The following is a 26,159-nucleotide window of genomic DNA, read 5'->3' as shown; positions in this document are numbered from 1 at the left end:
ATCTCACCTACCATTCAATTGCCGATATTGGGGTGGGATGTTCATTCACTTCAATACTACGGACTTTAGCATCATTGATTCGGATCACGCGATTAGCCATCGGCGCAATTAACGCATTATGCGTAATGATAACTACTGTCGTTCCCGTTTGACGGGCAGTATCTTCCAATATTTGTAAGATTTGTTTGCCTGTTTCATAATCTAAGGCACCAGTTGGTTCATCGCATAACAATAACTTTGGACGCTTTGCTAACGCTCGCGCGATCGTGACGCGCTGTTGTTCTCCCCCTGATAACTGTGCTGGAAAATTATTCATTCGGCGACCTAATCCGACTTGTAATAAGACTTCTTCTGGATCGAGCGCTTCCTCAACAATTTGTGAAGCGAGTTCGACGTTTTCTTTGGCCGTCAAGTTCGGAACTAAATTATAAAATTGAAAAACAAAGCCGACGTCATTGCGCCGATACGTTGTCAGTTCGTGTGCGTTATAATTGGCAATATCCACGCCATCAATAATAATTTGACCGCTGTCACAACTATCCATGCCGCCTAAAATATTTAAAACGGTCGATTTACCTGCCCCACTAGGCCCTAAAATAACCGCAACTTCTCCTTGTTCAATACTAAAATTAATATGATCGTTGGCGATGATTTCCGTATCACCCATCTGATATTTTTTTACTTCGTCAATGACTTCAATATAACTCATCGGCTGTCATCCCCCATTTTCTTCTTATCTATGATTGGATTATCAATCTTTTTCTATCGGAAAGCAACGATAAGAACCTGTCTTTGGCTACTTTTTTGGCATTCAATAAAAAAGAAGAGACCGTTTGCGCCATTCTCTTCCTTCCTTTTAGTATTCTATTAGATATGGAACCGTTCTACGCCATCTAAAAATGTCGCTTCTAACGTCATATCAGGATTTAAAACGATAAAGTCTGCTGCACGACCTGCTTTTAATACACCACAAACATCATCGATCCGGCAACTCACTGCCGGCACATAACTAGCCATGAGTATTGCTTGTTCAGGAGTGGCTAATCCCCAATCGACCACATTTTTAATGGCTTCTTTTAATTTCAAAATACTGCCAGCTAAATTCCCTTCCGCCATCCGAACTGTTCCATCTTTCACAATAACAGGGAACTCACCTAAAATATAATCGCCATCCGGCATCCCGCCAGCCATCATACAGTCCGTAATCAAAGCCACATGATCGTGACCAGCTGTCTCAACTAGGACTTTCGCTGCTTGCGGATGGACGTGGTGCCCATCACAGATCAATTCAGAAAAGACATCATTCAACGTCATTAAAGCACCGACCATTCCTGGTTCACGATGATTCAAGCCGCGCATTCCGTTAAAAGCATGGACAAAGACGCTGGCACCTGCTTCTACCGCCTTCGTTGCTTCTTCTAACGTCGCATTACTGTGACCTAATGCGACAACCACACCAGTCTGTGTCACTGCTTCAACAAACGCTTCCACGCCTTCTCGTTCTGGAGCTAAGGCAATTTTTTTGATAATCCCACCTGAAGCCTCTTGCCACTCGTTAAAAATTTCAAGGCTCGGATCACCAAAATACGAAGGGTTTTGAGCGCCTTTATATTCTTCTGTAAAAAATGGACCTTCAAAGTAAATTCCTTCTATTTTTGCTCCAGTAACCTCTTTTTGTACTTCACCAATTGTCTTCGCTACAGCAGTGAGTAACTCCCGGCTTGAAGTTAACGTCGTTGGTAAAAATGAAGTCACACCACACGACAACAAGGATTCTGACATGACATGTAGCCCTTGAGCGTCGTTATCCATCACATCATGATTTAGATACCCATGAATATGCGTGTCGACTAAACCAGGACCGATCCATTTCCCACTATAATCAATGACTTGGCTTTCTTGTGGTACTTCTGTCAGATATTCTCCAATAATGCCATCTGTGATTTCTAAGTACCCTTTTCCTTTAGTTGCTGAATGAAAAAAAAATTTATCTGCTAATACGAATGTTCTCACGTTTTTTTTCCGTCCCTTCTTCGTCTTTTCTATAAATAAAGTACTCTTATTCGTTTTCAAAGTCAAGGCTATCGAGAGATTTGACAAGATCTAGGGTTTCCATATTTTTTGCTAGCGAAAAAAACGGTAGTGCCATCTCTTTCTTTCCTAATCGTTGTAAAATTTTCCCCTTTAAGTCAGTTAATTCTGCCAAATAATAATAGCTACAAAATTGCTGAACGAAAGATAAGCCTCTAGCCACCACAATGGAGGCTTCTTTATAGTCTTTTTCCTCAAATAAAAATTCACCATAATGGTAATACACTTTTGCTAACTCAAAAATTTTTCTTTCATAAGGTAGTTTCTCAGCAAAATCATAACTTTTTTTTAATTCTACGAGCGCCTTCTCTCGTTGACCACTTTCTTTTAAGACGTACCCAATACAACTTAACATTTGAACTTCAATGGTCGAGACAAACTGTTTATCTTGATTATAGGTATAGGATAATCCTTTTCGTAGAGATTGAAGTGCTGTGACATGATTTTTTTCGACAAAAAATTCACAACTTCCTAAATAGTAATAATACAGTTGTAAATCTGTCTCTAAATATAAGGCCTCTAATAGCTCTGGTTCTTCAAGTAGTAAGGAAACCCTTTCATAATCACGCTGCACAAAATAGCGGTAAATCCCCTGAAAACGAAGTCCCATTTGACTCTCATTCTTTGGTTGAGAAAGCATTAATTGATCAATCGTGATATTTAGTCGTTCACAGATTTGATGCAATACCATCACATTTGGCAGTTCTTCATTATTTTCAGCCCGACTAATCACACTTTGGGCACAAATGTCCGCAGCCAACATTTTTTGGGTTAATCGTCGTGCTTGTCGCAATTGTTTTAAGGTTTCACCAATTGATTGTCTTTCTTTTTCCATAAGCCCTCCATAAATGCGGATATGCATTTTTCATTTGTTCTATTTTAGCACATAATACATAAAATGATACTATTTATTAAAATACTTGTTATATGTTGTTAACAGATTAGGAGTGGTTTTTTATGGAAACGCAAGCAATCGAACTACAAACAGACGTCACTTTTAAATGGGATAATTTAAGACTTATGGGGGCCATTGAAAAAGAATACGAAAATTCTTTTTTAGTCCAAGTCGAAAATCCTTCGAAAGAGATCATGGAAAAATATAATGGAAGAATGGTAATTAGTAAAAAAATCTGTGAGAAAATATTGAATTAAACAATCGTTAGTCAATGAATTCGTTTGACTACCATTAATAAAACGTGCGATACAAAAAAACGCAAAAGTTCATTCCCCTAAACAGGGAGTGAATTATTGCGTTTTTTTCTGAATCTCTCTTTGTATGATGAGTATTACTTTTGTTGATAAGTAGCTAAAAACGTCCGCATCCGATCCGCCGTCATTTTTAACTGATCCATATTCGGTAAGTAGACAATGCGGAAATGATCTGGCGCTTGCCAATTAAAGCCGCCACCATGCACCAATAGGACATGATGTTGATGAAGGAAATCTAAAACGAATTTTTCATCATCTAAAATATTAAATTTCTTTGTATCAATTTTTGGAAACAGATAAAAGGCAGCTTTTGGTTTGACTGCAGAAAGTCCTGGAATATCATTGATGGCATTATAGATAAATTCTCTTTGTTCATAAATGCGACCCCCAGGTAATAATAGTTTATCGACACTTTGATAACCACCAAGAGCGGTTTGAACGATTTGTTGTGATAAAACGTTTGAACATAAGCGCATAGAAGATAACATATTTAAGCCTTCAATATAACCTTTAATATTGGACTTATCACCACTGATCGCCATCCATCCGACACGAAAGCCAGCAACCCGATGTGATTTTGACAATCCACTGAACGTAACCACTGGACGATCAGGAGCTAAAGCCGCAATATGAATGTGTTTATGGCCATCCATTAATAAACGGTCATAAATCTCATCTGAGAAAATAATCAAATCAAATTCTCGTGCAATAGTGACAATCCCCTCTAAAATTTCTTTCGGATAAACAGCTCCCGTTGGATTATTCGGATTAATCAAAACGATGGCTTTGGTTTTCGATGTAATCTTTGACCGGATATCGCCAAGGTCAGGGTTCCACTCACTTTCTTCGTCGCAAATGTAATGAACGGCTTTGCCTCCTGCAAGTGAGATTGAAGCTGTCCATAGAGGATAATCTGGCATCGGTACTAGAATTTCATCGCCATTGTTGCATAGCCCTTGCATTGACATCGTGATCAGTTCACTTACCCCATTGCCGGTATAGATATCATTAATCGATAAATTCGGAAAATCTTTGACTTGATAATATTGTTCTACGGCTTTGCGCGCAGAAAAGATCCCTTTTGAATCAGAGTAACCTTCTGACTCACGAACATTTAAAATTAAATCGCGAATAATTTCATTCGGTGCTTCAAAACCAAACGTTGCCGGATTGCCTGTATTTAATTTTAAAATACTAATACCTTCTTCTTGCATCCGTTCCGCTTCTTCTAAAACAGGTCCTCGTACATCATAGCTCACACCGTCAAGTTTCGTTGATTTCTCAAATTTCTTCATCCAAATTCCTCTTTTCGAAAAATATCATCGCTGCTTCTTTTATGAATCTTTTAACGTGCCTTATTATACCAAACTTTTTTGTGAATCGGATAAAACTACTAAAAAAAAATGATGATTCAAAACAGATTGTATTCCTCATCCGAAAAAAACAAAAAACGCTCTTCCTTATGAAGAACGTCGCCTCTTTAATTTAATGCATAATGCGGCCAATGGGACTCGAACCCACACAAGTTTCCTTATACGCCCCTCAAGCGTACGCGTCTGCCAATTCCGCCATGGCCACGAAAATGATTCGTTGATTCTCTTTTAGATGCCTATCCAGTGATGAAGATAAATAGCAAAAGTGAAGCAATGACAATAATAAGATATTAACGATAAATAGCGTTCTTGTCAACAAAAAATTGCAAAAAAATAAAGACTTTAGGATTCCCTGATAAACCGGCCTGACTCATTCCTCTTAAGAAAATGAATCGATCGTGTTATCGACAACTTTTCATTTCAGCATTTAAGGATTGAAAGACACGCTCTCTTTCGTTTACAAACGATTGTGAGCGTGTCAGTAAGACTTATTTAAAATAATTATTTTCGTTTAAATCATTCGTTTCTTTCGCAATTAATCCATCTAGTGAACGATTTAATGCCATACGTTTTTTTTCTTTCCGAGGAACTTCATCTGTCAGCAATCCCTCGGTAGAAGGAAATTTTTTGACACTCGGTTCATGATCTTTGCGCTCTTGATAAGGAGTCTGTTCATTATCAAATAATAAATAACTCTCTTTAGTCTTACGCATCGATTGCATCAAATCTGCTTCAGAGAATGATGTTGATTCTTCTTCAGGAATAATTGACGCAGGTATGTACTTGGGAACAAAATACGAGCGTCCTGAATACTCTCGTTTAACAGAGGGAACAACTTCTGATTTTTTCTCTTTTACACGAAATAAAGGCTTGCTCGTCATGTCACCAAAGAGCTGTTTCTTCCCGGTTTTGGTTACTTCAACGGTCGTCCGCTTCGTATAATCGGGTAAGTTCGTGCGGTGGCGTTTCAATTCTTCCTTTTGCGCGAGACTATGTCCTGCTTTCGAGTGTGTTTGACGTAGCGATCGTCGTAATTCTTTCGGCTCATCCACAGGTTGCTTTTGCGTATAAAAAGGCGTATCCGTAGAATCCTCTGTCAAAATCCACGACTCTTGCGCGGAAAAAGGCGTGTAATCACCTTCCCGATTAATTTTGACACCTGTTTCATCTGAATAAGCAGGAAAACGAAAATGTTTTCGCTTGATTTCATTGTTACTTCCCATATATCTCATCCTTTAAATCAAGATTTCCTTCATAGTACCATATTTTCAAACAGGATTGACACTATCTCTCCAATAAAAAGAAAGTTTTAGTAGCTTTCTTATGACTGCGAAGAAAGCAAGAAATAACTATTTTCAGCGATCGTCTGATTAGCCAACCGTTGACCAATCTCGTTTGTGACCTTATTTTCTTCCGTTAAAAAAGTGAGCGTTTCAGAGACAAGACACGGAATACTTGTCGGATTGAGAACAAGTGCCACATATTGATCTTGCTGGTATCGTAAGAGTCCAAATAATTGATCCGTATAAAAGAAAGCGAGCTCGCCATCAATCACCGTGGGGGTCGTTTGACGAATCGTAATCCATTTTTTATAAAGATCATAGATGGTCCTATCTTCTCGATTCCACGGATAAAATTTACGATTTTCAGGATCTTTCCCCCCTGTTAAGCCCACTTCATCTCCGTAATAAATACAAGGAACTCCAGGAAATAAGAATAACAACCCAATTGCCAAATCCATTTTTTTTATTTGTTCACCTAACACCGAAAAAATACGTTCCGTATCATGCGTTCCAATATTATTAAAATTATTAAAAAAAATGTCTTTGGGATAATTTTCATACAATCGCGTAAAGGAACGCGCTATTTTTTCGGGTGAGGCTTGACTGGTCAGTAAGGCAATGACGCCTTCTCTTAGTGGATAATTCATGACACCGTGCAGCTGATTCCCTAAAATATAGTTGCGTCGCTCTTTATAAGAAATTTTATTCGAAGCATCTTCCCAGACTTCACCGATTAATACTTTATCTGAAAATTGATTTAAGTTTTCGCGAATTCCTCTGATGAATTCCTCGGGTAATTCATCTGCCACATCCAAACGCCACCCATCGGCCCCAAGTCGTGTCCATTTTGAAATGACACTATCTTCTCCTCCATAAATGAACGTTTGAAAAGAACGATTCGTTTTATCAATCGTTGGTAAATCTGCAATGCCCCACCATGAGCGATATGTCTCAGGATAGTTAATAAATTGAAACCAAGAATAATATGGACTGCGAATATTCCGATAGGCTCCTTGATCGTCGCCATAACGCCCATCGACATTAAAATACCGGCTATTTTGACCCACATGACTAAATACACCATCCAAAATGATTCGCATATCGTTGCGATGTAGCGACTCGACTAATGCTATAAAGTCCGCTTCCGTACCTAACATTGGGTCAATTGCTAGAAAATCAGCAGTATCATATCGATGATTGCTGGCTGCTTCAAAAATTGGATTTAGATAAAGTCCCGTTACTCCGAGCTCTTTTAGATAAGGGATTTTCGCTTGAATCCCTTTTAAATTCCCACCAAAGAAGTCCCATCGCAAAATTTCACCTTTCTCGTTTTTAATGTACAGTGGCTCATCTTCTAAGGTGCCATACACAAAAGAGTTTTTCTTACGTTGATTCAGTACCCCTGATGGATTGGCGTTGTAAAAGCGATCTGGGAAAATTTGATAAAAAATTCCTTCTTGATACCACTGTGGCGCAGCATCATCTTGCGCATAACACGTCAATTGAAAATCCCAGACGTCACTTTGGAGCTGCTGAATTTGACCTTCTCCACCTTCTTGATTGGCACCAAATAATACCTTTTGTCGCTGTCCATCGATATGAAGTTCCACTTCAAAATGATAATAATAAAGCCCAGGACCTTGATTTAAAAAATACTCATACGAGTAAAAATCGCCTTCGTGTTTTTCCATTGGGATAAAAGTTGTTTCTTCAAAGTCTTTATGTATCACTAAAGTGACCGCTGCAATTTCTTGCGCGATCACTTCAATTGACAGACGAACGAGACTGTTGACTCTGGCCGCCCCAAACGGTTGTTTATAGCTCTTTTTCCATGGATTAAAACGAATGAATACCAGTCTCTCCACCTTCTATCTTCCTTGATGAGTATGAGCAAATAGGGGTTCAATCTGCCAAATATCTTCTGCATATTGTTTCACCGTCTTATCTGCTGAAAACGTCCCTGCATTCGCAATATTAATCAAACTACATTTTTGCCAGTGTGTTGCATCTTGATAAGCCTGATTCAATCTTGCCTGCGCTTCACAATAAGCATCGAAATCTCTTAACAAGAAATATTCATCATTATACAGTAGTAAAGAATCGACTATTTCTTGTCCTTCGCGTTCAATATTCGGAATACTACCATCAACAAAAGCGTTTAATACGCGGTGAACAATCGGATTGGTTTCGTAAACTTCTCGAGCAGAATAGTTTTTATTTTCATAATAGGCATAGACTTCCGCTTCTGTGAGACCAAATATATAGATATTTTCATCCCCCACAGCGTCACGAATTTCAACATTGGCCCCATCGAGTGTCGCAATCGTGATCGCCCCATTCAACATTAATTTCATATTACTTGTGCCGGACGCTTCTTTTGATGCCAATGAGATTTGTTCGCTGACGTCAGCTGCTGGAATAATTTTTTCGGCCAAGCTGACGTTATAATTCGGAAGAAAAACAATTTTAAGTTTATCTCCGATTGTTTGATCGTGATTGACTAAATTTGCCACTTCATTGATGACTTTGATAATTGATTTGGCATAGGCATAACTTGGTGCGGCTTTAGCACCAAAAATGAATACTCTTGGATAAATAGATGCTTGCGGATTCTCTTTGATTTCAAAATAAAGTTTTAAGATGTGCAATAAGTTAAGCAGTTGACGTTTGTAAGCATGCAGACGTTTAATTTGCACGTCGAATATTGCTGTAGGATTCACAATAATCCCGGTTGTTTCCTGGATATATTTCGCCAGTTCTTCTTTCTTTTGTTGCTTCGCTTTGGCTAGTTTTTCGAGGACAATCGGATCATTTTGATAATTCATTAATAATTTTAAATCGGCTGGTTCATGACGCCAAGATTTTCCGATTGTTTCATCTAAAACGCGACTTAACGGTTCATTGGATAATTGTAACCAGCGTCGTTGAGCGATACCGTTCGTTTTATTATTAAAACGTTCCGGATAAATCGTATAAAAATCATGTAAGACCACTGCCTTTAATAAATCTGAATGCAGTTTCGCGACCCCGTTTGTGCTATGGCTGCCAATAATTGCTAAGTTGGCCATGTGAATGTCTTCGCCTTGAATAATTCTTGTTCGCTCGATTAAGGCAGCATCATGAATACCACTCATTGAGACCACATAGCGTCGATCGATTTCTTTAATAATTTGATACATTCTTGGCAAGCTTCGTTTCATTAGATAGGTCGGCCACTTTTCTAATGCTTCGGCCATAATTGTATGATTCGTGTAACTCATGACTTTACTCGTTAAATCCCACGCTTGCTCCCAACTGACTTCATATTCATCCATTAAAATACGCATTAACTCTGGAATACATAACGCTGGATGGGTATCATTAATATGAATCGCCACTTTTTCACTCAGGACATGCCACGGATGATTTAATTTTTTGAAATAACGAATAATACTTTGAATGCCTGCCGAAACAAAGAAATACTCTTGGGCTAAGCGAATCAATCGGCCACGGGCATTCGAATCATCGGGATATAAAACGGCTGTTAAATCCTCAAAGACGCGCCTTTCTTCAATGCTACGATATTTTCCTTCTTCTGATGAAGGTATTTCGACAGACCAAAGACGCATCGTATTGACAATCCCATTTTCAAAGCCAACCATTCCCGTATCATATGGAACTGCTCGTAAAATTGTTTCATTTTCCGCGACGACACCTAATTTTCCATTGGATTTTGGTTGCATGTAAACATCTCCACCAAAATGAACATTTACCGCTTTGCTATCTCGGCGAATTTCCCAAACATTCCCATTTCTTAACCATTCATCGGGTAATTCTACTTGATACCCATCGACGAATTGTTGTTTAAACAACCCATAATCGTAGCGAATACCATTCCCGTTGCCGGGTAACCCACTAGAAGCGATGGCATCCATAAAACAAGAAGCTAACCGTCCTAACCCACCATTTCCTAAAGCCATGTCTTTTTCGACTGCGGCCAAATCTTCTAAATCAACCGAAAACTCGGCTAAACTTTCTCTGACAACTTCTAAAATACCAAGATTTAACAAATTACTTTTTAATAACTTACCGGGTAAAAATTCAATGGAAAAATAATAAACTTGTTTTTGTTCTTCCGCTAAATAATTATTCCATGTTTTTTGCCAATTCTTATTATAAATCCCTTTAATCGTCGTACCTAAACTAAAAAATAACTCTTGTTCTGTGGCGTCTTCGATTTCAATGGCATACATTTCCTGTACATTTTTACGTAGTTCCTTGATTAACTGTTTTTTTGTGATCATTCCTTTTCCCCCTTTAATGACAAAAACAGACTGGAACAATTCATCGTTGTTTCAGTCTGCATTTGTAGTCATTTCTTAAAGCTGATGGTACAAATGAATGTACGCCTGACAAGCAGTTGTCCAACTAAAATCGTGATTCATTGCATTTTGTTGTATGATATTCCAAGTTTCTGGTGACTGCTCATATAACACGAGCCCTTGTTTGATCGTTTGCATCAAATGAAAACCGGTAAATTCCACAAAACCAAACCCATTTCCGGTTCCCGTTATCGGATTAAAGGGTTGGACGGTATCTTTTAATCCCCCTATTTCATGAACAATTGGTAGCGTCCCATAACGCATCGCAATCATTTGCGATAAGCCACACGGTTCAAAGGCAGAAGGCATTAAGAATAAATCGGAACCAGCATAAATTTTCTGAGCCAGTTGAACATCAAAATTAATATCAACCGCACATTTATGAGGATATTTTTGTGCGATATGTGAAAAAGCAGCTTCAAAACGCGGATCGCCAGTCCCTAATAATACGAACTGTACGTCAAATTGTAATAAGTTTTCTAATTCTTCCAAGACTAAATGGAAACCTTTTTGATACGTTAACCGACTGACTACAGCAATGATTGGGGTATGCGCTTCTTGTGGCAGTCCCATGATTCGTTGCAATTCTTGTTTATTAGCCTGTTTACCTGCACTATTTTCTGCAGAATATGGCGCAATCAGCGCTGGATCCGTCGCTGGATTATTTTGATCATAATCAATTCCGTTTAGAATCCCCGAAAGCTTTTGACGTTCCATTTGTAAGACGGTTTCTAAGCCATTACCAAATGCGGGTGTCATGATTTCTTCGGCGTATGAAGGACTAACCGTATTCACATGATTGGCATAAAGAATACCCGTTTTGAGAAAATTAAGTGCGCCATCCCAACGAGCTGTTCCATCATCAAAACGCTCTTTGCCTACACCAAACAAATCCGGTAGGACATCTGCGCCGTACTTTCCTTGAAACTCAATATTATGAATGGTTAGTAGCGTACGAATAGACTGAAAAGCCTCAATCCAATGATATTTTTCTTTTAATAAGAATGGAATCATTGCTGTATGGTAATCGTTGATATGCATAATGTCTGGAATAAACGCAATTTTTTCCATCATTTCGATTACTGCTTGTTGAAAAAAGGCAAAACGTTCGCCATCATCGTCATAACCGTATAACTGTTCTCGATCAAAATAATACAGATTATCAATAAAATAATACGTGACGTTTTCATCTTTCAACTTTTTGATTCCGCAATACTGCTTGCGCCAGCCAACGTTGACAGAAAATGAGAGCACGTCCTCACACTGATCCTGATACTTACTAGCCATCTTTGTAAAATAGGGTAAGACAACAATCGTTTCAAGTCCTTTTTTAGCGAGCTCTTTGGGTAATGCGCCTGCGACATCACCTAAACCACCTGTTTTAAAAAATGGGGCACATTCAAATGCGGTGAAAAGTATTTTCATCTATTTATCCTCCAATGACATCCTGTGTCACATGCGTTCCTTTTGAAACAACGACAGGATTTTCTTTTGTCCCCTCAATTTTCACTCCTGCATCGACTGTGACATTTTTATCTAAAATTGCATAACGAACAACAGCATTCGAATGAATTTTATTATTTGCAAAAATTAAGGAATGGGAAATTTCTGCACCCTCATAAATATGTGTTCCGCGACTAATGAGAGAATAGTCGACCTTGCCTTCAATCGTACAACCTGTTGCAAATTGACTGTTGCGAACAACGGAAGTGCTGGAATAATAAGTGGGCACTTCATCTTTCATCTTCGTATAGACTTTTTGACTGGAATACATTAAAGAATTAAATTTTTTCACGTCGAGCATATCCATATTGGCATCATAATATGATTTAATATCATAAATATTATTTAAATAGCCTGTATATTCATAAGCAATCGTATTCGGTCCAATCGTATCCCGGAGTAAGCTCTCAATGCTTCCTACGATCCCTGCTGATTGCCGTTTTCGAAGTAAATCAATTAACAAATCAGTCTTGATAATATACGTATCCGTACAAAGATTCACTCGTTCTGTCGGTTCTAACGTACTAACAGAGGCTTTTTCTACGACGATATTATTATCATCTAATTTCAACACAATATCAGAAGAATGCAGCTTTTCTTTAGTCGCTCGTTTATAAACCACCGTCAAGTCCGCTTCTCGTGCTTGATGAATTTGTTGTAGTGCACGCAAATCAATGTTACAAAGAAACTTCGATCCCATAAAGACCGCATATTCCGATTTTGATTTCGTTAAATAGTCAATCACTAATTCATAATAACGACGATTACTATCGGAACGACGAATATAATCTTGGTAGATATGAACGAAGAAACGGTTTTGTACGCCGTCTAAGTTCCATTCTTTCCCGCCACCTAAATGGTCAAAAACTGATTTTGTTTCGCCTTCATTAAAAACCATAAACAACGATTTAATATTGGCATTGGCAACATTGGATAAATTAAAATCAATTAAACGATATTTACAATCAAACGGTAAGGTTGCTAACGGTCGATTTTCAGTTAATGGTAATAATTCATCATAGCGGTGAATATTCCCAATCAAGGCACACATTTTATTAGTCTTCATCAATCGTCACTCCTATCACTTCAGAATAACCCACCACTGCAATTTCATCAGTTCCATCTAATATTGCTCCGTCCCCTAGAATGGCATTTTCCCCAATTATTGCACGATTTAATATCACATTTTTGCCGATCGTGGCACCTGACATGATGACACTATCGGTAATTTTAGCCCCTTCTTTGATCTGGACATCATCTGATAAAATACTATGATTGATTTCACCCGCAACGTAACAACCATCGGCAATTAAAGATTCTTTTGCCGACCCTGTCTCTGCAATAAAATGAGGTGGCGAAATATTATTACGTGAATAAATCCGCCAATCTTTATCACGAATATCTAAAGCCATTTCAGGATTTAAAAATTCCATGTTGGCTTCCCATAACGAATCAATCGTACCGACATCTTTCCAGTAGCCATCAAAACGATACGCAATCACATTCTCTCCACTCTCCAAGTAAGCCGGAATCACATGTTTCCCAAAATCATTCATCGTGCTATCTTTGGCATAATTTGTCGTTAAGATATTACGCAAACGTCCCCAATTGAAAATGTAAATTCCCATTGAAGCAAGATTGCTTTTAGGATTTTCAGGTTTTTCTTCGAACTCTATAATACGATTATTATCATCTGTATTCATAATACCAAAACGAGATGCTTCTTTAAGTGGTACTTCTAAAACGGCTACCGATAATGACGCATGTTTCTTTTTATGCTCCATTAACATTTCTTCGTAATCCATTTTGTAAATATGATCCCCTGATAAGACCAATACGTATTGCGGGTTTAACTGATCAATATAATCAATATTTTGATAAATCGCATGCGCTGTTCCTTCAAACCACTTACTTCCTTCAGAACTAGAATAGGGTTGTAAAATAGTCACACCCGAATTAATGCCATTCAATCCCCAATTGGCACCATTTCCGACATGCGTATTTAAGGCTAACGGTTCATATTGCGTAACGACTCCTACATGATTGATTCCCGAATTGGCACAATTACTTAACGTAAAATCAATAATCCGATACCTCCCGCCAAATGGTACAGCAGGTTTAGCAATACTTTTGGTCAATTTTCCAAGTCTCGTGCCTTGTCCTCCTGCCAAAATCATCGCAATCATTTCATTCTTCATTACCACGGTGAATAAATCCACCTTCCCTCCCTTACTTTTTACTTGATAACCCTTTTTTTATCTGGATATTTTTAGGACGAAGATATAAGACACCTGAAGCGGGTACGACGGTTTTAATTTGGTAACTGAAAGCATTAGTCTCTTTTTCCCTTGTTACTCGAATAGGATTATGCGCTTGCCACGTCCCACCAAATTCGATCATTTCAGTATTAAAAACCTCTTCATATTCACCTTCGTAAGGCACACCAATTACAAAATCTTGTCGTTCTACTGGTACCAAGTTCACTACAACAACTAAAAAGTCTTTCTTGCGTGAGCCTTGACGAATAAAGGTTAAAATGGATTCCTCTGTGTTATCCGCGTCAATCCACTCTATCGTTGTCGGGGAATAATCGATTTCCCATAAAGCCCGTTCACGAAGGTATAGATCATTTAAATGTTGGGTGTACTGTTGCATTTTGTGATTCAATTCATCGTGTAAATCCTGCCATTCTAAGCCATGATCATATTTCCATTCCAAAAATTGTCCCCATTCACTTCCCATAAACAACAATTTTTTTCCAGGATGGGCAAACATAAACGCATACAAATTTCTAAGTTGAGCAAATTGCTGTGATCGATCGCCCCACATTTTGTGCATCAAACTCTTTTTCCCATGGACTACCTCATCGTGCGACAAGGCGAGGAGATAATTTTCATTGTGACGATACATAAAAGAAAACGTTATTAACTCAAAATGATTTTTTCGAAACAATGGATCCATTTCATAAAAGCGTAAAATATCGTTCATCCAGCCCATATTCCATTTGTAATCAAAACCCAAAGCACCAGTTTCGATTAAACCCGTGATTTGCGTTTGTGAAGTACTTTCTTCCGCCATCAAAATGACTTGCGGATGGGCAAGCTTCAATACTGCATTTAATTTTTGTAAAAAATAATAGCCTTCAAAATTACGATTTCCCCCTTCATGATTGGGTGTCCAAGGACCGTCGTCATAATCTAAATACAGCATACTCGAAACTGCGTCCACTCGAATGCCATCAATATGAAACATTTCGATCCAATATAACGCACTCGAAAGTAAAAAACTTTGAACTTGTGGTTTCCCTAAATCAAAACAAATCGTGCCCCAACGATTATTCTTAGCGCGATTAGGATCCGTATATTCAAACGTCGGTGTTCCGTCATAATAAGGCAATGTATCTTCATTTGCACAATAATGACCTGGAACCCAATCAATGAACACCCCAATATTAGCTAAGTGACAAGCTTCGACAAAATCTTGAAATTCCTCCGGTGTCCCGTAGTAAGAAGATACAGCAAAAAAACCAATTAATTGATAACCCCAGGATGCGCCTAGCGGATGTTCCATTAAAGGCATAAATTCAATATGCGTGTAATTCATTTTCTTTACGTAAGGAATCAGTTCTTCTTTTAGTTCTTTGAATGTGTAAGGTCGCCCATCTGCTTGATGTTTCCAAGAACTCGCATGAACTTCATAAATATTAATCGGTCGTTTAAAATGATTCGAACGTTTTTGGCGTCCTCTCCATAATCCATCTTTCCACTTCTTGTTTGGAACAGTATGAATGACCGCCGCCGTTCCAGGTCGTGCTTCAAAACGAATGGCAAAAGGATCGATTTTCATGATTTCTCGCCCGTCTGCTTGACGCACCTTATACTTATACAACTGTCCTTCTTGTGGAATATCAGTCTCAACTTCCCAGACCCCTGACCGTTCTCGTCGCATCATCGGTAATGAGTCTCCCCATTGGTTAAAATCACCGACAAGCCATACTTGTTGTGCATTTGGCGCCCAAACACGGAATGTGTAAAGACTTCCTGTTTTTTGAATGCCAAGAAAGTGTTGCGCATAGAAATTTTCTCCGGTTAAGAATCTTTCTTCTGCCTCAAAAGCCGCTCGTAACTGTTCTTTCATAACAACCTCCTTGTGATTCTTTTATCTAATCATCTTGTTACTAATTCTTAATAATATTATAGCACATTCTTAATATAAAATGAGTGATTGTAATGGCATTTCTCATAAAAAGCATAACGAAAGAGAATAAAATATTTCCAGTTAGCGATTTTATGATTTTTTTTGTTTCTGATATTATTTAAGCTAAATGTATGTTACGCGTTTTTTAAATCATGGGGATCAGTAACAGTTAATTTCGGACTCCGTTTCAATTATTTTCCTGCTTCATGATTATAAAAATAACCATCTTTGTTAATCGATGGTTATTTTTATAAAGGAATATTTTATTAGATTCAAGTGTTTATATTGATATTCAATTCTCTCTACCTATCATTCCTTCTGCAACTGTTAGAAATAATCGAACGCCCCATTCTAATGCATTCTCATCAAAGTCAAATTTTGGATGATGAAGTGGATATGTTTTATTTGGTGCGGCACCAACAATTGCAAAAGAAACTGGTACTTTCAAACTATAAAAAGAGAAATCTTCGCCCGCTAAGGTTGGTACAAATTTTTCCACACAATTTCCGTAATTTCGAATTAAATTTCCTCTCAATTCATTTACTAATTTTTCATCATTTACTAGTGGTGATGATGGTGCATCCCCTTCTTTTAGATGATCAATTTCAAACTCAGAATGATATGAAAATTCATAAAGAGTACTATAGGTTTGTAAGGTCTCATTGATTATTCGATGTAAATCCAATAGTGCTCTTTGATCTAACGTTCGAATAGTACCACCAAAACGTAATTTATCGGGAATCACGTTTGTAGCATCCCCTGCCTGAATATATGTGATTGATAACACATTAGGAACCAATGGATCAATTTTTCTGTTAATTTGAGCTTTTATAGATTGAATCATATCCAATGTTGCATTAATCGGATCAATCGCTTGATGTGGTCGTCCAGCATGTCCTCCAAGCCCGATAATTTCAATATGAAACCAGCTGCCTGCTGCCATAATAGGTCCACTCGCTAATTGATACTTACCTACTTTCGCATCAGGCCATAAATGAACAGCATACGCCGCTTCAACATTATCTAAAATAGAGGTTTTTATTAACTCTCTCGCTCCGCCAATCTCTTCTGCGGATTGAAAGACAAATAGAATTTCACCATGCAACTGTTCTTTATAGCCTAAAAGTATTTGTAATACCGTTAAAAGCATCGCCATATGACCATCATGACCACAAGCATGCATCCGATTTTGGTAGACAGATTTAAAACTAAAATCCGTTTGTTCTTCAATAGGTAATGCATCAATATCAGCTCGGAAAATAATTCTTTTTCCAGGAAACTTTCCTTTTAAGCAAACTGTTACAGTAGTAGGTAATGGTCGTTCCACGGTTAAATTAGCATCCATGGATTGAATCACTTTTTCTAGATAATCGGCTGTTTGATATTCTTCGTTAGAAAGTTCTGGATACTGATGGAAATATCTACGCCATCTTACAGTCTGATTCATCATTTTTTTTATTTCTACCTCAAACACTTTACTCATCATGGCTCCTTTTTTATAGTCAAATTTAGCTTCATCGCTTTTTACCATACTGGGATAAATACATTACCATATTCTTTTGTAATTGCTTCTTTTACATTATCTTGCAGATAAGCTTTAGCTACTTTTGCGTATATTTCATTATCTTTATCTTCCGTTCTAGCTACAATTACATTTATATAGGGGGCGAATGCTTCATCATCAGGATCGATTTCTAAATTGAATATCGCATCTTCAATCGGATCCTTACCGTTATCTTGGACTATACCAGCATTGGTAATTCCTGCAGCTACATCAGGTAATAATTGTAAGATTGTTGCTGGGTCAGCCTCTTCAATTTTTAATTTCAACGGGTTTTCCAATATATCACTATTAGTCGGTAGATTTCCTTTTTCTGGATCAACTGTGATTAAACCTGCACGATCTAAGACAATCAACGCCCGTCCCGCGTTCGTTACATTATTAGGAATTAATATAGTATCTCCTTCTTTAATTTCTGATACGCTCTCAACTTTTTCTGAAAAAATATTCAATGGTGCAACATATGTATCTGCAATTGCCGTAAAATCATACCCTTTGTCGTTAATCTCTTGATTCAAAAAAGCATGATGCTGAAATGATGTTAAATCTAATTCACCTTCGGACTGTGCAATATTCGTATACGTTCCATCGCTAAATGATTGTAATTCTACGATGATGTTCTCATCTTTCAGATTCTCGTTTACAATATCCCAAATGAAATTCGTGCTATCTCCTACAACACCTACTTTCACAATAGTCGGCTCATCCTTTTTGACATCCTCTTTTGCCGTCGCTGTTGAACAAGCGGATAATGCTGTTATCAATAAAATACTGAATAATGGTTTAATAAATTTCATAAAAATTCCCTCCTAATAAATAGACTTAATATTTTTGATTAGTTTTTTCCCAATTAATTCAATTACCAATACGAGTATTAAAATCAAGAAAACACTCCCATACACTACGTCCAATCGGTTTCGTTGAAAACCTCTAAGAATCGCAAAATTTCCTAGTCCACCCGCACCGACAACACCCGAGATTGCCGACAAACCAATTAGATTAACCAATGTGATAGTCGTAGCTCTCACCAGTGATGCACGACTTTCTCTTAAATAAACATAAATAATAATTTCAAAAGGCGAAAAGCCCATTACTTCAGCTGCTTCGACAAGTCCCTTATCAACTTCACTCAAAGCCGCTTCGACTTGTCTCGTAAAAAATGGTGTAATACCGACAACTAATGGAAAAATTGCACCTGTTGTTCCTATAGAAGTTCCTGAAATCAATCTGGTCAACGGTATCAAAGCTGCAATCAAGATTATGAATGGAATCGAACGGAATAAATTAATGCTCTTATCAATGATATTGTATATCCACAGATTTTCTAAAATCCCCTTTGGTCCCATGACTACTGACATCACACCTAATAGAAGGCCTATGATAAATGCAATAAATGCTGAACTCGTGACCATAATAATCGTTTGACCAATCGCCTCCAATAGTTCAAATCTTAATTCATATACTCCCGGGAAATATTGCTGAACAAAATCATTCATAAATAACCACCTCAACTTGTACTCCTTTTTTCTTCAACGCTTCGATAGCTTCTCGTTTATTTTCACCTGTGAGTGCCACGAACAAACTTCCTAGTTGTTTGTTATCAAGAAAAGCGATGTCGGCTAAAAGTATATTAATATCAACTCTTTGTGTTTTTGCAACAGACATAATCACCGAATCTTGTACTTGATTATCCACAAAATTTAATCTTAAAAACACAACACCGTCTATCTTTGGCTGTTTCTTTTCAATGTAGACCTTGATAACATCCTTTACTTTCGCCAAATTTGATGTTGTTTCTATAAATTCTCTTGTTAAAGAATAGTTAGGTTTAGTAAAAACATCGAAAACATCACCTTGTTCGAGTATTTTGCCAGCGTCAATAATGGCGACTTTATTACATATTTCTTTAATGACAGACATTTCATGTGTAATTAATACAATAGTTATCCCCAACGTTTGATTTAATCGTTTTAATAAAGAAAGAATCGATAGCGTTGTTTGCGGATCTAGTGCAGAAGTTGCCTCATCACACAGTAGAATCTCAGGATTGTGCGCTAAAGCTCGAGCAATTGAAACACGTTGCTTTTGACCACCGGATAATTGAGCCGGATAGACATTGGATTTATCTAGTAAACCGACATAATCCAACAATTCGTCCACTCGCCTTTTTTTCTCTCCCGAAGATAAGTCACTCTTTTTTAAAGGTAGGGCCACATTTTCAAATACTGTCCGCGAAGGCATTAAATTGAAGTGCTGAAAAATCATTCCTGTTTTTTTTCGAAACTCTCTAAGTGACTTTGTACTTAATTCATTAACTTTTTGTTCACCTACTGTAATTGTTCCTTCTGTTGGTTTTTCAATACCATTTATTCCGCGTATCAATGTAGATTTACCAGCGCCACTATATCCAATAATTCCATAAATATCACCTGTCTCAATTTCTAAGTTAATACCATCCAACGCTCTTATTTTCTGACCGTTAGACTCATATTCTTTTACAAAATCTGTAAAGCAGATTAAACTACTCATTTATTCATCACCTTCTTTTTTAATTACTTTCATTTTTTTAACTAACAACTTTTCATATACGAAGATTTCCATAATTCTAAGTGGTAACCTCATAATAAAAATCGCAGTTTTATTGTTAGATATCCTTTTTAAATCTAGAACCTTCATCCCCCATCGCTCAACTCTCTCTTCTGGTAGATATTTGAGTGTTTTGACAATTTTATTCTCACGCTCCTTTAAATTTCTGTTTTTTTCCTATTGAAAAAATAATAAGGTATACACAAAAAAATACCCATCCCTTTGTTTATCAATGATTGATAAACAAAGGGACGGATATTTTCCGTGTTACCACCCTTATTCATGATAGGGATAACCTACCACCTCAACAGTTCGACTTCTTTAAGTGAAACCTGGCAAGATAACGGTTGCTTCCGTTTAAGTAGCGTAAACTACTTAAATACTCCGAGCTCATCTTCACCGATTGCCGCCATCCCCTTTCTCACCATCCGGGTTCTCTTTTATCGCTTTCGTCAGTTACTCTTCTCTTCATCGTTTTTAAGTTCGTATTATTAGAATTAGATTAATTATTTAATAGAATTTATCATTATTATTTCACTTTGTCAATAGTTTAATCCAGCTTGTTACTTAATCAATCATCGTACTTTTTATTTTTGTGCAATGATTGCCGGTATGTATCATTCCTCTTCGAAAATCAGTTTTCTTTAAAAATTCCAGATGACCAAACTTCGCACAACTTAAAAAACCACCGAAATATTTTTCCGTGGTTTCCAAATATAATACTGAATCAGAAGGTTCTTCCTATTTTCACATCGTAATGACGGTTAGCTGACTAAGCCTAAAATATTGCAAGCATTCACCAAGAAGCATGCATTGTTCTGCAAACGATAAGTGTGAGAACTCCTCTTCCAACTCACGATTTAATCCAAATGTTGTCAGTGACGTTTGAATTGGGACAGTGACGACCCATCGATCCTGGTAGTCAATCAGTTGAAATTGTTGTAACGATGTTAAAAAGATATTTTCACGAATTCTTCGCCGCTGCTGCTGGATTTTATCGAGAATCGTCCAGACTTGATCTAGATAATAATGAGGATCAACATCGCCAATCAGCGACTCCATCGGTTCAAAGAGCGAATTAGCCGCTGATTTAAGATGTGATTGAAAATAATGTGGCAAGGTCCAAGCATCTTCTTGTGTCGCTAAAGAAGTAATCGTGACTAGATCATTAAAAATCGTCGCGTAATACGAAAAAGGCACTGTCTCATCTAATAAAAAAGGAGAATAGTCTTTGTTTTTTGGATACAAATGAATGAACGCAATAGATCGCTCTTCTAACGAAAGTGCTGCTAGATACGAGATTACTTTTTCCTTTACCATTTCGTAAGTCATCGACGTTGACGCCTGCATTGTCGGCAATAAAAGGGAATACCGTTTATCTTCTCTTTTAACGATTGCTTCTTTAATTAACATATCGAGTTGCTGATCAATTTTTGGCGTGCTGATTTGTTGCTTAATCTCTCTTAACGTTGGCTTGCTTTCGTTATTTAGTAAATTGCATAACTCTTGAAAAAAAGAACTACTTATAATTGCTTCCAGTGACTGATTTTCAGTCTTCACCATTACTTTCATAATCAAATCTCCTGACGAAAAAGACTTGCTACAATTGACGACATTCGATTCGTCATTTTTGTAACAAGCCTTTTTATTATTGGTTAAAGCTCTCTGTTAATTGAGGAACAACTTGTTTTTTCCGTGAAACCACACCAGGTAAGAAAGCACGGTGATTAACAAGTGTCACTTGGAACGCTTGTTCAACATTCGCAACCGGTTCACCTACCACTAATAACTCTGAATCACTTGCTAAAATATCCGTCGCAATTAATAAGAATAAATCGTAATGATTTTCTTCCGATAATTGCGCCATTTTAACTTCTAATTCTGCTTGTCGATCAAAAATTTCTGATAAATCAACGGTATTCACTTGCGCGACTCGAACGATTTTATCGCCCATGGTAAAGCTTTTCGCATCTAAATCTAATAAGAAATCAACGGATTTATCACTTAATTTTGTTCCAGCTTTTAACATTTCAAGTCCGTACTCTTCTAAATTTACCTCAGCAATCGCTGCAAGTTCATTTGCAATCCGCACATCATCTGGCGTGCATGTTGGTGATTTAAAGAGTAATGTATCTGAAATAATGGCGGATAACATGATACCAGCGATTGCTTGCGGAATTTCGACATTTTCTTCTTTGTACATTTTCGCAATAATCGTACTTGTACATCCGACTGGTTCTGCACGGTAATACAGTGGATTCGCTGTTTCAAAATTCGCGATACGGTGATGATCAACGACTGCTAACACTGTAAGGTCTGCAATGTCAGATACACTTTGTTGAAACTCATTGTGGTCGACTAACATGACGTTAGTTGTTTCTTCTTTTACCTGCGTAATCACTCGTGGTGCAGCTAATTGAAAGTAATCAAGTGCATATTGTGTTTCTTCACTTGGTTCTCCTAAAGCAACGGCTTCTGCTTCTTTTCCTAAGGCTTGTTGCAAGTGTCCAAAGGCAATGGCTGCGCCAATTGCATCTGTATCTGGATTTAAATGTCCAAAGACTAAAATTTTTGACATGATTTTCGCTCCATTCTTTCCATTTCAATATTCATAATAGCAAATTTCGATGAAAATTACCATGTTTATCTCATAAGAAAAAAGAGCCACAAGAATTCTTGTCACTCTTTGAAGTTCCCTTTATATCCTGATCATGAACGCGTTAAATAACCATTATAATCTTCAACATGGAGCAGTTTTTTAGCATTTTCTACTCGAGGATTAGTTGGCGGTTCAATTCCTTCTAACGGATATTTCAATCCAAGTTCCTCCCATTTATATCGTCCCATTGTATGGTAAGGAAGGACTTCTACTTTATCGACATTTTTTAATGTTTTAATGAATGTATTTAACCGAATTAAAAAGTCATCGTAATCTGTTTTCGTCGGAACGAGCACATGTCGAATCCAAACTGGTTGATTAATTTCAGATAGATAATTGGCCATTTCTAAAATGTTTTCGTTCGTTTGCGTAGTCAATTCTTTATGTCCTTCGTTATCAATATGTTTAATATCAAATAACAATAAATCAGTATAATTCATTAGCTCATTAAATTGGGAAAAGAACGGTTCTTCTTTCGTAAATGGTTTTCCACACGTATCAATTGTTGTATGAATACCTAACGCTTTCGCTTTTTTGAATAGATCCGTTAAAAATTCAAGTTGTAATAGCGGTTCGCCTCCACTGACAGTAATCCCACCATCTTTTCCCCAATACGAACGATATTTTAACGCTTCCTCTAGAACATCATCCGCGGTACGAACCGATGCTTTAGGATCATTAATTTTCCACGTATCTGGGTTATGACAAAACTGACAACGCATCCGGCAACCTTGCGTAAATACAATAAATCTTACGCCAGGTCCGTCGACGGTGCCAAAGCTTTCTGTTGAATGAATACTCCCTGTGATTGGAGTTGGCATACGAATCCCTTCCTCTCTTTAAAAAAAGGGTGAGCAGCTAAGGCTGTCACCCTTTATTACTATCTATTATAACTTATCGTGTGAAGTTCTTGCAATAACGTCTGCTTGTTGTTCTGCAGTTAAATCACGGAATTTCACCGCATAACCAGAAACACGAATCGTTAAGTTTGGATATTTTTCAGGATGTTTTTGAGCATCCAATAGTAATTCATTTGTGAAGACGTTGACGTTTAAGTGGTAACCGCCATTGTTGAAGTAACCATCCATCACATTACGTAAGTTGTTAATACGTGTTGTTTCGTCTTTACCTAAACCATTTGGATTAATCGTTTGTGTATTTGAAATCCCATCAAGAGCATGCGTATATTCTAAGCGAGCAGTTGAGTTTAATGATGCTAATAAGCCATTTTTCTCTCCTAAGAATTTACCATCTTGATAACTTGGATTTGCCCCCGGTGCTAATGGTTTACCTGCACGACGTCCATCTGGTGTATTACCAGTTGCTTTACCATAAACCACGTTTGAAGTAATGGTTAATAGTGAAGTTGTTGGACGAGAGTTACGGTAAGTGTGTTGACGTTTAATTTGTGTCATAAAGTAATCTAAAATCCAGTTTGCCATTGCATCTGCTTCCGCATTGTCATTTCCGTAAGTTGGGAATTCATTTTGTGGAACATAATCAATTGCCATGCCATCTTCGTCACGAATCACTTTGACATTACCATGTTTAATGGCCATTACGCTATCGGCAGCATGAGAAATACCTGCAATACCTGTTGCAAATGTGCGTTTTAAATCGCTGTCCATTAACGCTAATTGTGCTGCTTCATACGCATATTTATCATGCATATAGTGGATAACATTTAATGTATTAACATATAATTCTGCTAACCAATCCATGATCTCTTTGAAGTGTTCCATAAATTCACCATATTCAAGGGTATCACCTGTCATTGGACGGAATTTTGGCGCAACTTGCATTTTTGTTTTTTCATCGACACCACCATTGATTGCGTATAAGACCGCTTTAGCAAGGTTCGCACGCGCGCCGAAGAATTGCATGTCTTTACCTGTTACCGTTGCAGAAACACAACAAGCAATCGCGCAGTCATCTGATCCCCAGTTTGCGCGTAATAAGTCATCATTTTCAAATTGGATTGAAGAACTTTCTTTCGCGATTTTCGCTGAGAATGTACGGAATCCTTCTGGTAATTGTGAAGAGTATAAAACTGTTAAGTTTGGTTCTGGTGATGGTCCCATGTTTGTTAACGTATGTAAGATACGGAAATCATTTTTCGTTACTAATGAACGTCCGTCTAAGCCCATTCCCGCAATCGATAACGTTGCCCAAATTGGATAACCAGAGAATAATTGGTTGTATTCTGGCGTACGTGCAAATTTAACCATACGTAATTTCATGATTAAGTGATCGATTAATTCTTGTGCTTCAAATTCAGTAATGATTCCTTTATCTAAATCACGTTGAATGTAGATATCTAAGAAAGTAGAGATACGACCAATTGACATCGCTGCTCCGTTTTGTGCTTTAATTGCGCCTAAATAACCGAAGTATAACCATTGAACGGCTTCTTGTGCATTTTCAGCTGGACGTGAAATATCAAAGCCATAAGATGCAGCCATTTTCTTCAAGTCATTTAACGCACGGTATTGTTCTGAAATTTCTTCACGTAAACGAATTACATCGTCTGTCATTACTTTATTTCCAGTGTTATCATGGTCTTTTTTCTTTTGTTCCATTAAGAAATCAATACCATATAATGCAATACGACGGTAATCACCGATGATGCGTCCGCGTCCATAAGCATCTGGTAACCCAGTAATAATTTTGTTTTTACGTGCTAAACGCATCTCTGGCGTATAAGCATCAAATACACCTTGGTTATGTGTTTTGCGGTATTCAGTAAAGATTTTTTTCATATCTTCATCGACTTCATAGCCGTTTGAAACGAGCGCGCTATTAGCCATGTTAATGCCGCCAAAAGGTTGGAAGGCTTGTTTCAATGGAACATCTGTTTGTAAACCAACAATTTTTTCAACTTCTTTAATTAAATAGCCTGGTGCATGAGAAGTTAAGGTTGCAGGGTTATTTGTATCCATGTCGTACACACCATTTTTTTCGTGTTGTACTTCAAATAATTCTTGTAACTTAGTCCATAATTGATCTGTACTTGGTGCAATTCCTTCTAAAAAGCTATCATCGCCACGGTATTCGGTATAGTTGGCTTGAATAAATCCACGTGTATCAACTTCTGACTCCCAGCGACCACCCTTAAAACCTTCCCAAGCGGTGTTAAATTTTTCTACATTGTTTTCTACGATAGATGACATTGATTCGTCCTCCTTATTTTCTGCTCATTTGTTGTAACAGCTCTACGTGAATAGTATAACACATACTCATTCTTTTGCAAGCTTTAACCTAAAATATATTGAGCATAAATGACGAAAAATTCGTTTAATCCTCCATAAACCCTTATTTATCAATGTTTTTAATTTG

Annotated in this window: 20 protein-coding genes, 1 tRNA gene and 1 other annotated feature; of the genes, 1 reads left to right on the top strand and 20 read right to left on the bottom strand. The window is 37.4% G+C overall.

The annotated features are described in order from the left end of the window. Window positions 1-7: 7 nt before the first annotated feature. The 3 genes from RU93_RS08330 to RU93_RS08320 form a co-directional block, all read right to left on the bottom strand. A complete protein-coding gene (locus tag RU93_RS08330) occupies window positions 8-709 on the bottom strand; it encodes an ABC transporter ATP-binding protein (protein ID WP_071875156.1) in 702 nt (233 codons plus the stop codon). A 158-nt stretch (window positions 710-867) separates the two neighbouring features. Further along, window positions 868-2,013 (bottom strand): N-acetylglucosamine-6-phosphate deacetylase, encoded by a 1,146-nt coding sequence (gene nagA / locus RU93_RS08325; RefSeq protein WP_071875155.1) that lies wholly within the window; start codon window positions 2,011-2,013, stop codon window positions 868-870. A 46-nt stretch (window positions 2,014-2,059) separates the two neighbouring features. Next, a complete protein-coding gene (locus RU93_RS08320) occupies window positions 2,060-2,926 on the bottom strand; it encodes a helix-turn-helix domain-containing protein (RefSeq protein ID WP_071875154.1) in 867 nt (288 codons plus the stop codon). A 137-nt stretch (window positions 2,927-3,063) separates the two neighbouring features. Between RU93_RS08320 and RU93_RS08315 the strand changes: the two genes are divergently transcribed. Further along, window positions 3,064-3,243, top strand: a complete 180-nt coding sequence (locus tag RU93_RS08315; protein WP_071875183.1) for a DUF2187 domain-containing protein — start codon at window positions 3,064-3,066, stop codon at window positions 3,241-3,243. 134 nt (window positions 3,244-3,377) lie between these two features. Here RU93_RS08315 and RU93_RS08310 read toward each other — a convergent pair whose 3' ends face one another. The 17 genes from RU93_RS08310 to pflB form a co-directional block, all read right to left on the bottom strand. Beyond that, a complete protein-coding gene (locus RU93_RS08310; RefSeq protein ID WP_071875153.1) occupies window positions 3,378-4,595 on the bottom strand; it encodes a pyridoxal phosphate-dependent aminotransferase in 1,218 nt (405 codons plus the stop codon). Between the two features lie 201 nt (window positions 4,596-4,796). After that, a tRNA-Leu gene (locus RU93_RS08305) sits at window positions 4,797-4,878 on the bottom strand. A gap of 283 nt (window positions 4,879-5,161) precedes the next feature. Continuing rightward, window positions 5,162-5,896 (bottom strand): hypothetical protein, encoded by a 735-nt coding sequence (locus RU93_RS08300; RefSeq protein WP_071875152.1) that lies wholly within the window; start codon window positions 5,894-5,896, stop codon window positions 5,162-5,164. A gap of 98 nt (window positions 5,897-5,994) precedes the next feature. Further along, window positions 5,995-7,821 (bottom strand): glycoside hydrolase family 13 protein, encoded by a 1,827-nt coding sequence (locus RU93_RS08295; RefSeq protein WP_245785392.1) that lies wholly within the window; start codon window positions 7,819-7,821, stop codon window positions 5,995-5,997. 3 nt (window positions 7,822-7,824) lie between these two features. After that, on the bottom strand, window positions 7,825-10,236 hold the full coding sequence (locus tag RU93_RS08290) for a glycogen/starch/alpha-glucan phosphorylase (protein WP_211272575.1): 2,412 nt from the start codon (window positions 10,234-10,236) through the stop codon (window positions 7,825-7,827). A 78-nt stretch (window positions 10,237-10,314) separates the two neighbouring features. Further along, the gene (glgA, locus tag RU93_RS08285) at window positions 10,315-11,742 is read right to left on the bottom strand and encodes a glycogen synthase GlgA (protein ID WP_071875150.1); all 1,428 of its coding nucleotides are present in this window, start codon (window positions 11,740-11,742) and stop codon (window positions 10,315-10,317) included. 4 nt (window positions 11,743-11,746) lie between these two features. Further along, a complete protein-coding gene (gene glgD / locus RU93_RS08280) occupies window positions 11,747-12,886 on the bottom strand; it encodes a glucose-1-phosphate adenylyltransferase subunit GlgD (protein ID WP_071875149.1) in 1,140 nt (379 codons plus the stop codon). Further along, a complete protein-coding gene (locus tag RU93_RS08275) occupies window positions 12,876-14,018 on the bottom strand; it encodes a glucose-1-phosphate adenylyltransferase (RefSeq protein WP_071875181.1) in 1,143 nt (380 codons plus the stop codon). Before RU93_RS08275 ends, glgD begins: the two co-directional genes overlap by 11 nt. A gap of 31 nt (window positions 14,019-14,049) precedes the next feature. Beyond that, on the bottom strand, window positions 14,050-15,957 hold the full coding sequence (gene glgB / locus RU93_RS08270) for a 1,4-alpha-glucan branching protein GlgB (RefSeq protein WP_071875148.1): 1,908 nt from the start codon (window positions 15,955-15,957) through the stop codon (window positions 14,050-14,052). Window positions 15,958-16,309: 352 nt separating this feature from the next. Next, entirely contained in the window at window positions 16,310-17,548 is a 1,239-nt protein-coding gene (locus tag RU93_RS08265; RefSeq protein WP_084131314.1) for a M20 metallopeptidase family protein, read from the bottom strand. Beyond that, window positions 17,542-18,375 carry a MetQ/NlpA family ABC transporter substrate-binding protein gene (locus tag RU93_RS08260; RefSeq protein WP_071875147.1) on the bottom strand — a complete coding sequence of 278 codons (834 nt, stop codon included), beginning with the start codon at window positions 18,373-18,375 and terminating at the stop codon, window positions 17,542-17,544. Before RU93_RS08260 ends, RU93_RS08265 begins: the two co-directional genes overlap by 7 nt. Window positions 18,376-18,387: 12 nt before the next feature. Beyond that, the gene (locus RU93_RS08255; protein WP_071875146.1) at window positions 18,388-19,074 is read right to left on the bottom strand and encodes a methionine ABC transporter permease; all 687 of its coding nucleotides are present in this window, start codon (window positions 19,072-19,074) and stop codon (window positions 18,388-18,390) included. Further along, window positions 19,067-20,107, bottom strand: coding sequence for a methionine ABC transporter ATP-binding protein (locus tag RU93_RS08250; RefSeq protein ID WP_071875145.1), 1,041 nt, complete (start codon window positions 20,105-20,107; stop codon window positions 19,067-19,069). The genes RU93_RS08255 and RU93_RS08250 overlap by 8 nt, the downstream gene beginning before the upstream one ends. Before the next feature lie 301 nt (window positions 20,108-20,408). After that, window positions 20,409-20,645, bottom strand: a binding site (T-box leader). Between the two features lie 266 nt (window positions 20,646-20,911). Continuing rightward, the gene (locus RU93_RS08245; RefSeq protein WP_071875144.1) at window positions 20,912-21,736 is read right to left on the bottom strand and encodes a DUF1803 domain-containing protein; all 825 of its coding nucleotides are present in this window, start codon (window positions 21,734-21,736) and stop codon (window positions 20,912-20,914) included. A gap of 76 nt (window positions 21,737-21,812) precedes the next feature. Continuing rightward, window positions 21,813-22,742, bottom strand: coding sequence for a manganese-dependent inorganic pyrophosphatase (locus tag RU93_RS08240; RefSeq protein ID WP_071875143.1), 930 nt, complete (start codon window positions 22,740-22,742; stop codon window positions 21,813-21,815). 131 nt (window positions 22,743-22,873) lie between these two features. Further along, window positions 22,874-23,644, bottom strand: coding sequence for a pyruvate formate-lyase-activating protein (gene pflA / locus RU93_RS08235; RefSeq protein ID WP_071875142.1), 771 nt, complete (start codon window positions 23,642-23,644; stop codon window positions 22,874-22,876). A 66-nt stretch (window positions 23,645-23,710) separates the two neighbouring features. Then, on the bottom strand, window positions 23,711-25,993 hold the full coding sequence (gene pflB, locus RU93_RS08230; RefSeq protein ID WP_071875141.1) for a formate C-acetyltransferase: 2,283 nt from the start codon (window positions 25,991-25,993) through the stop codon (window positions 23,711-23,713). Between the last annotated feature and the right edge of the window lie 166 nt (window positions 25,994-26,159).

The sequence above is a fragment of the Enterococcus aquimarinus genome, assembly GCF_001885765.1.
GTDB lineage: Bacteria > Bacillota > Bacilli > Lactobacillales > Enterococcaceae > Enterococcus_I > Enterococcus_I aquimarinus.
The sequence above is the reverse complement of the archived record's forward strand: the minus strand, read 5'-3'. Positions and strand labels throughout refer to the sequence as shown.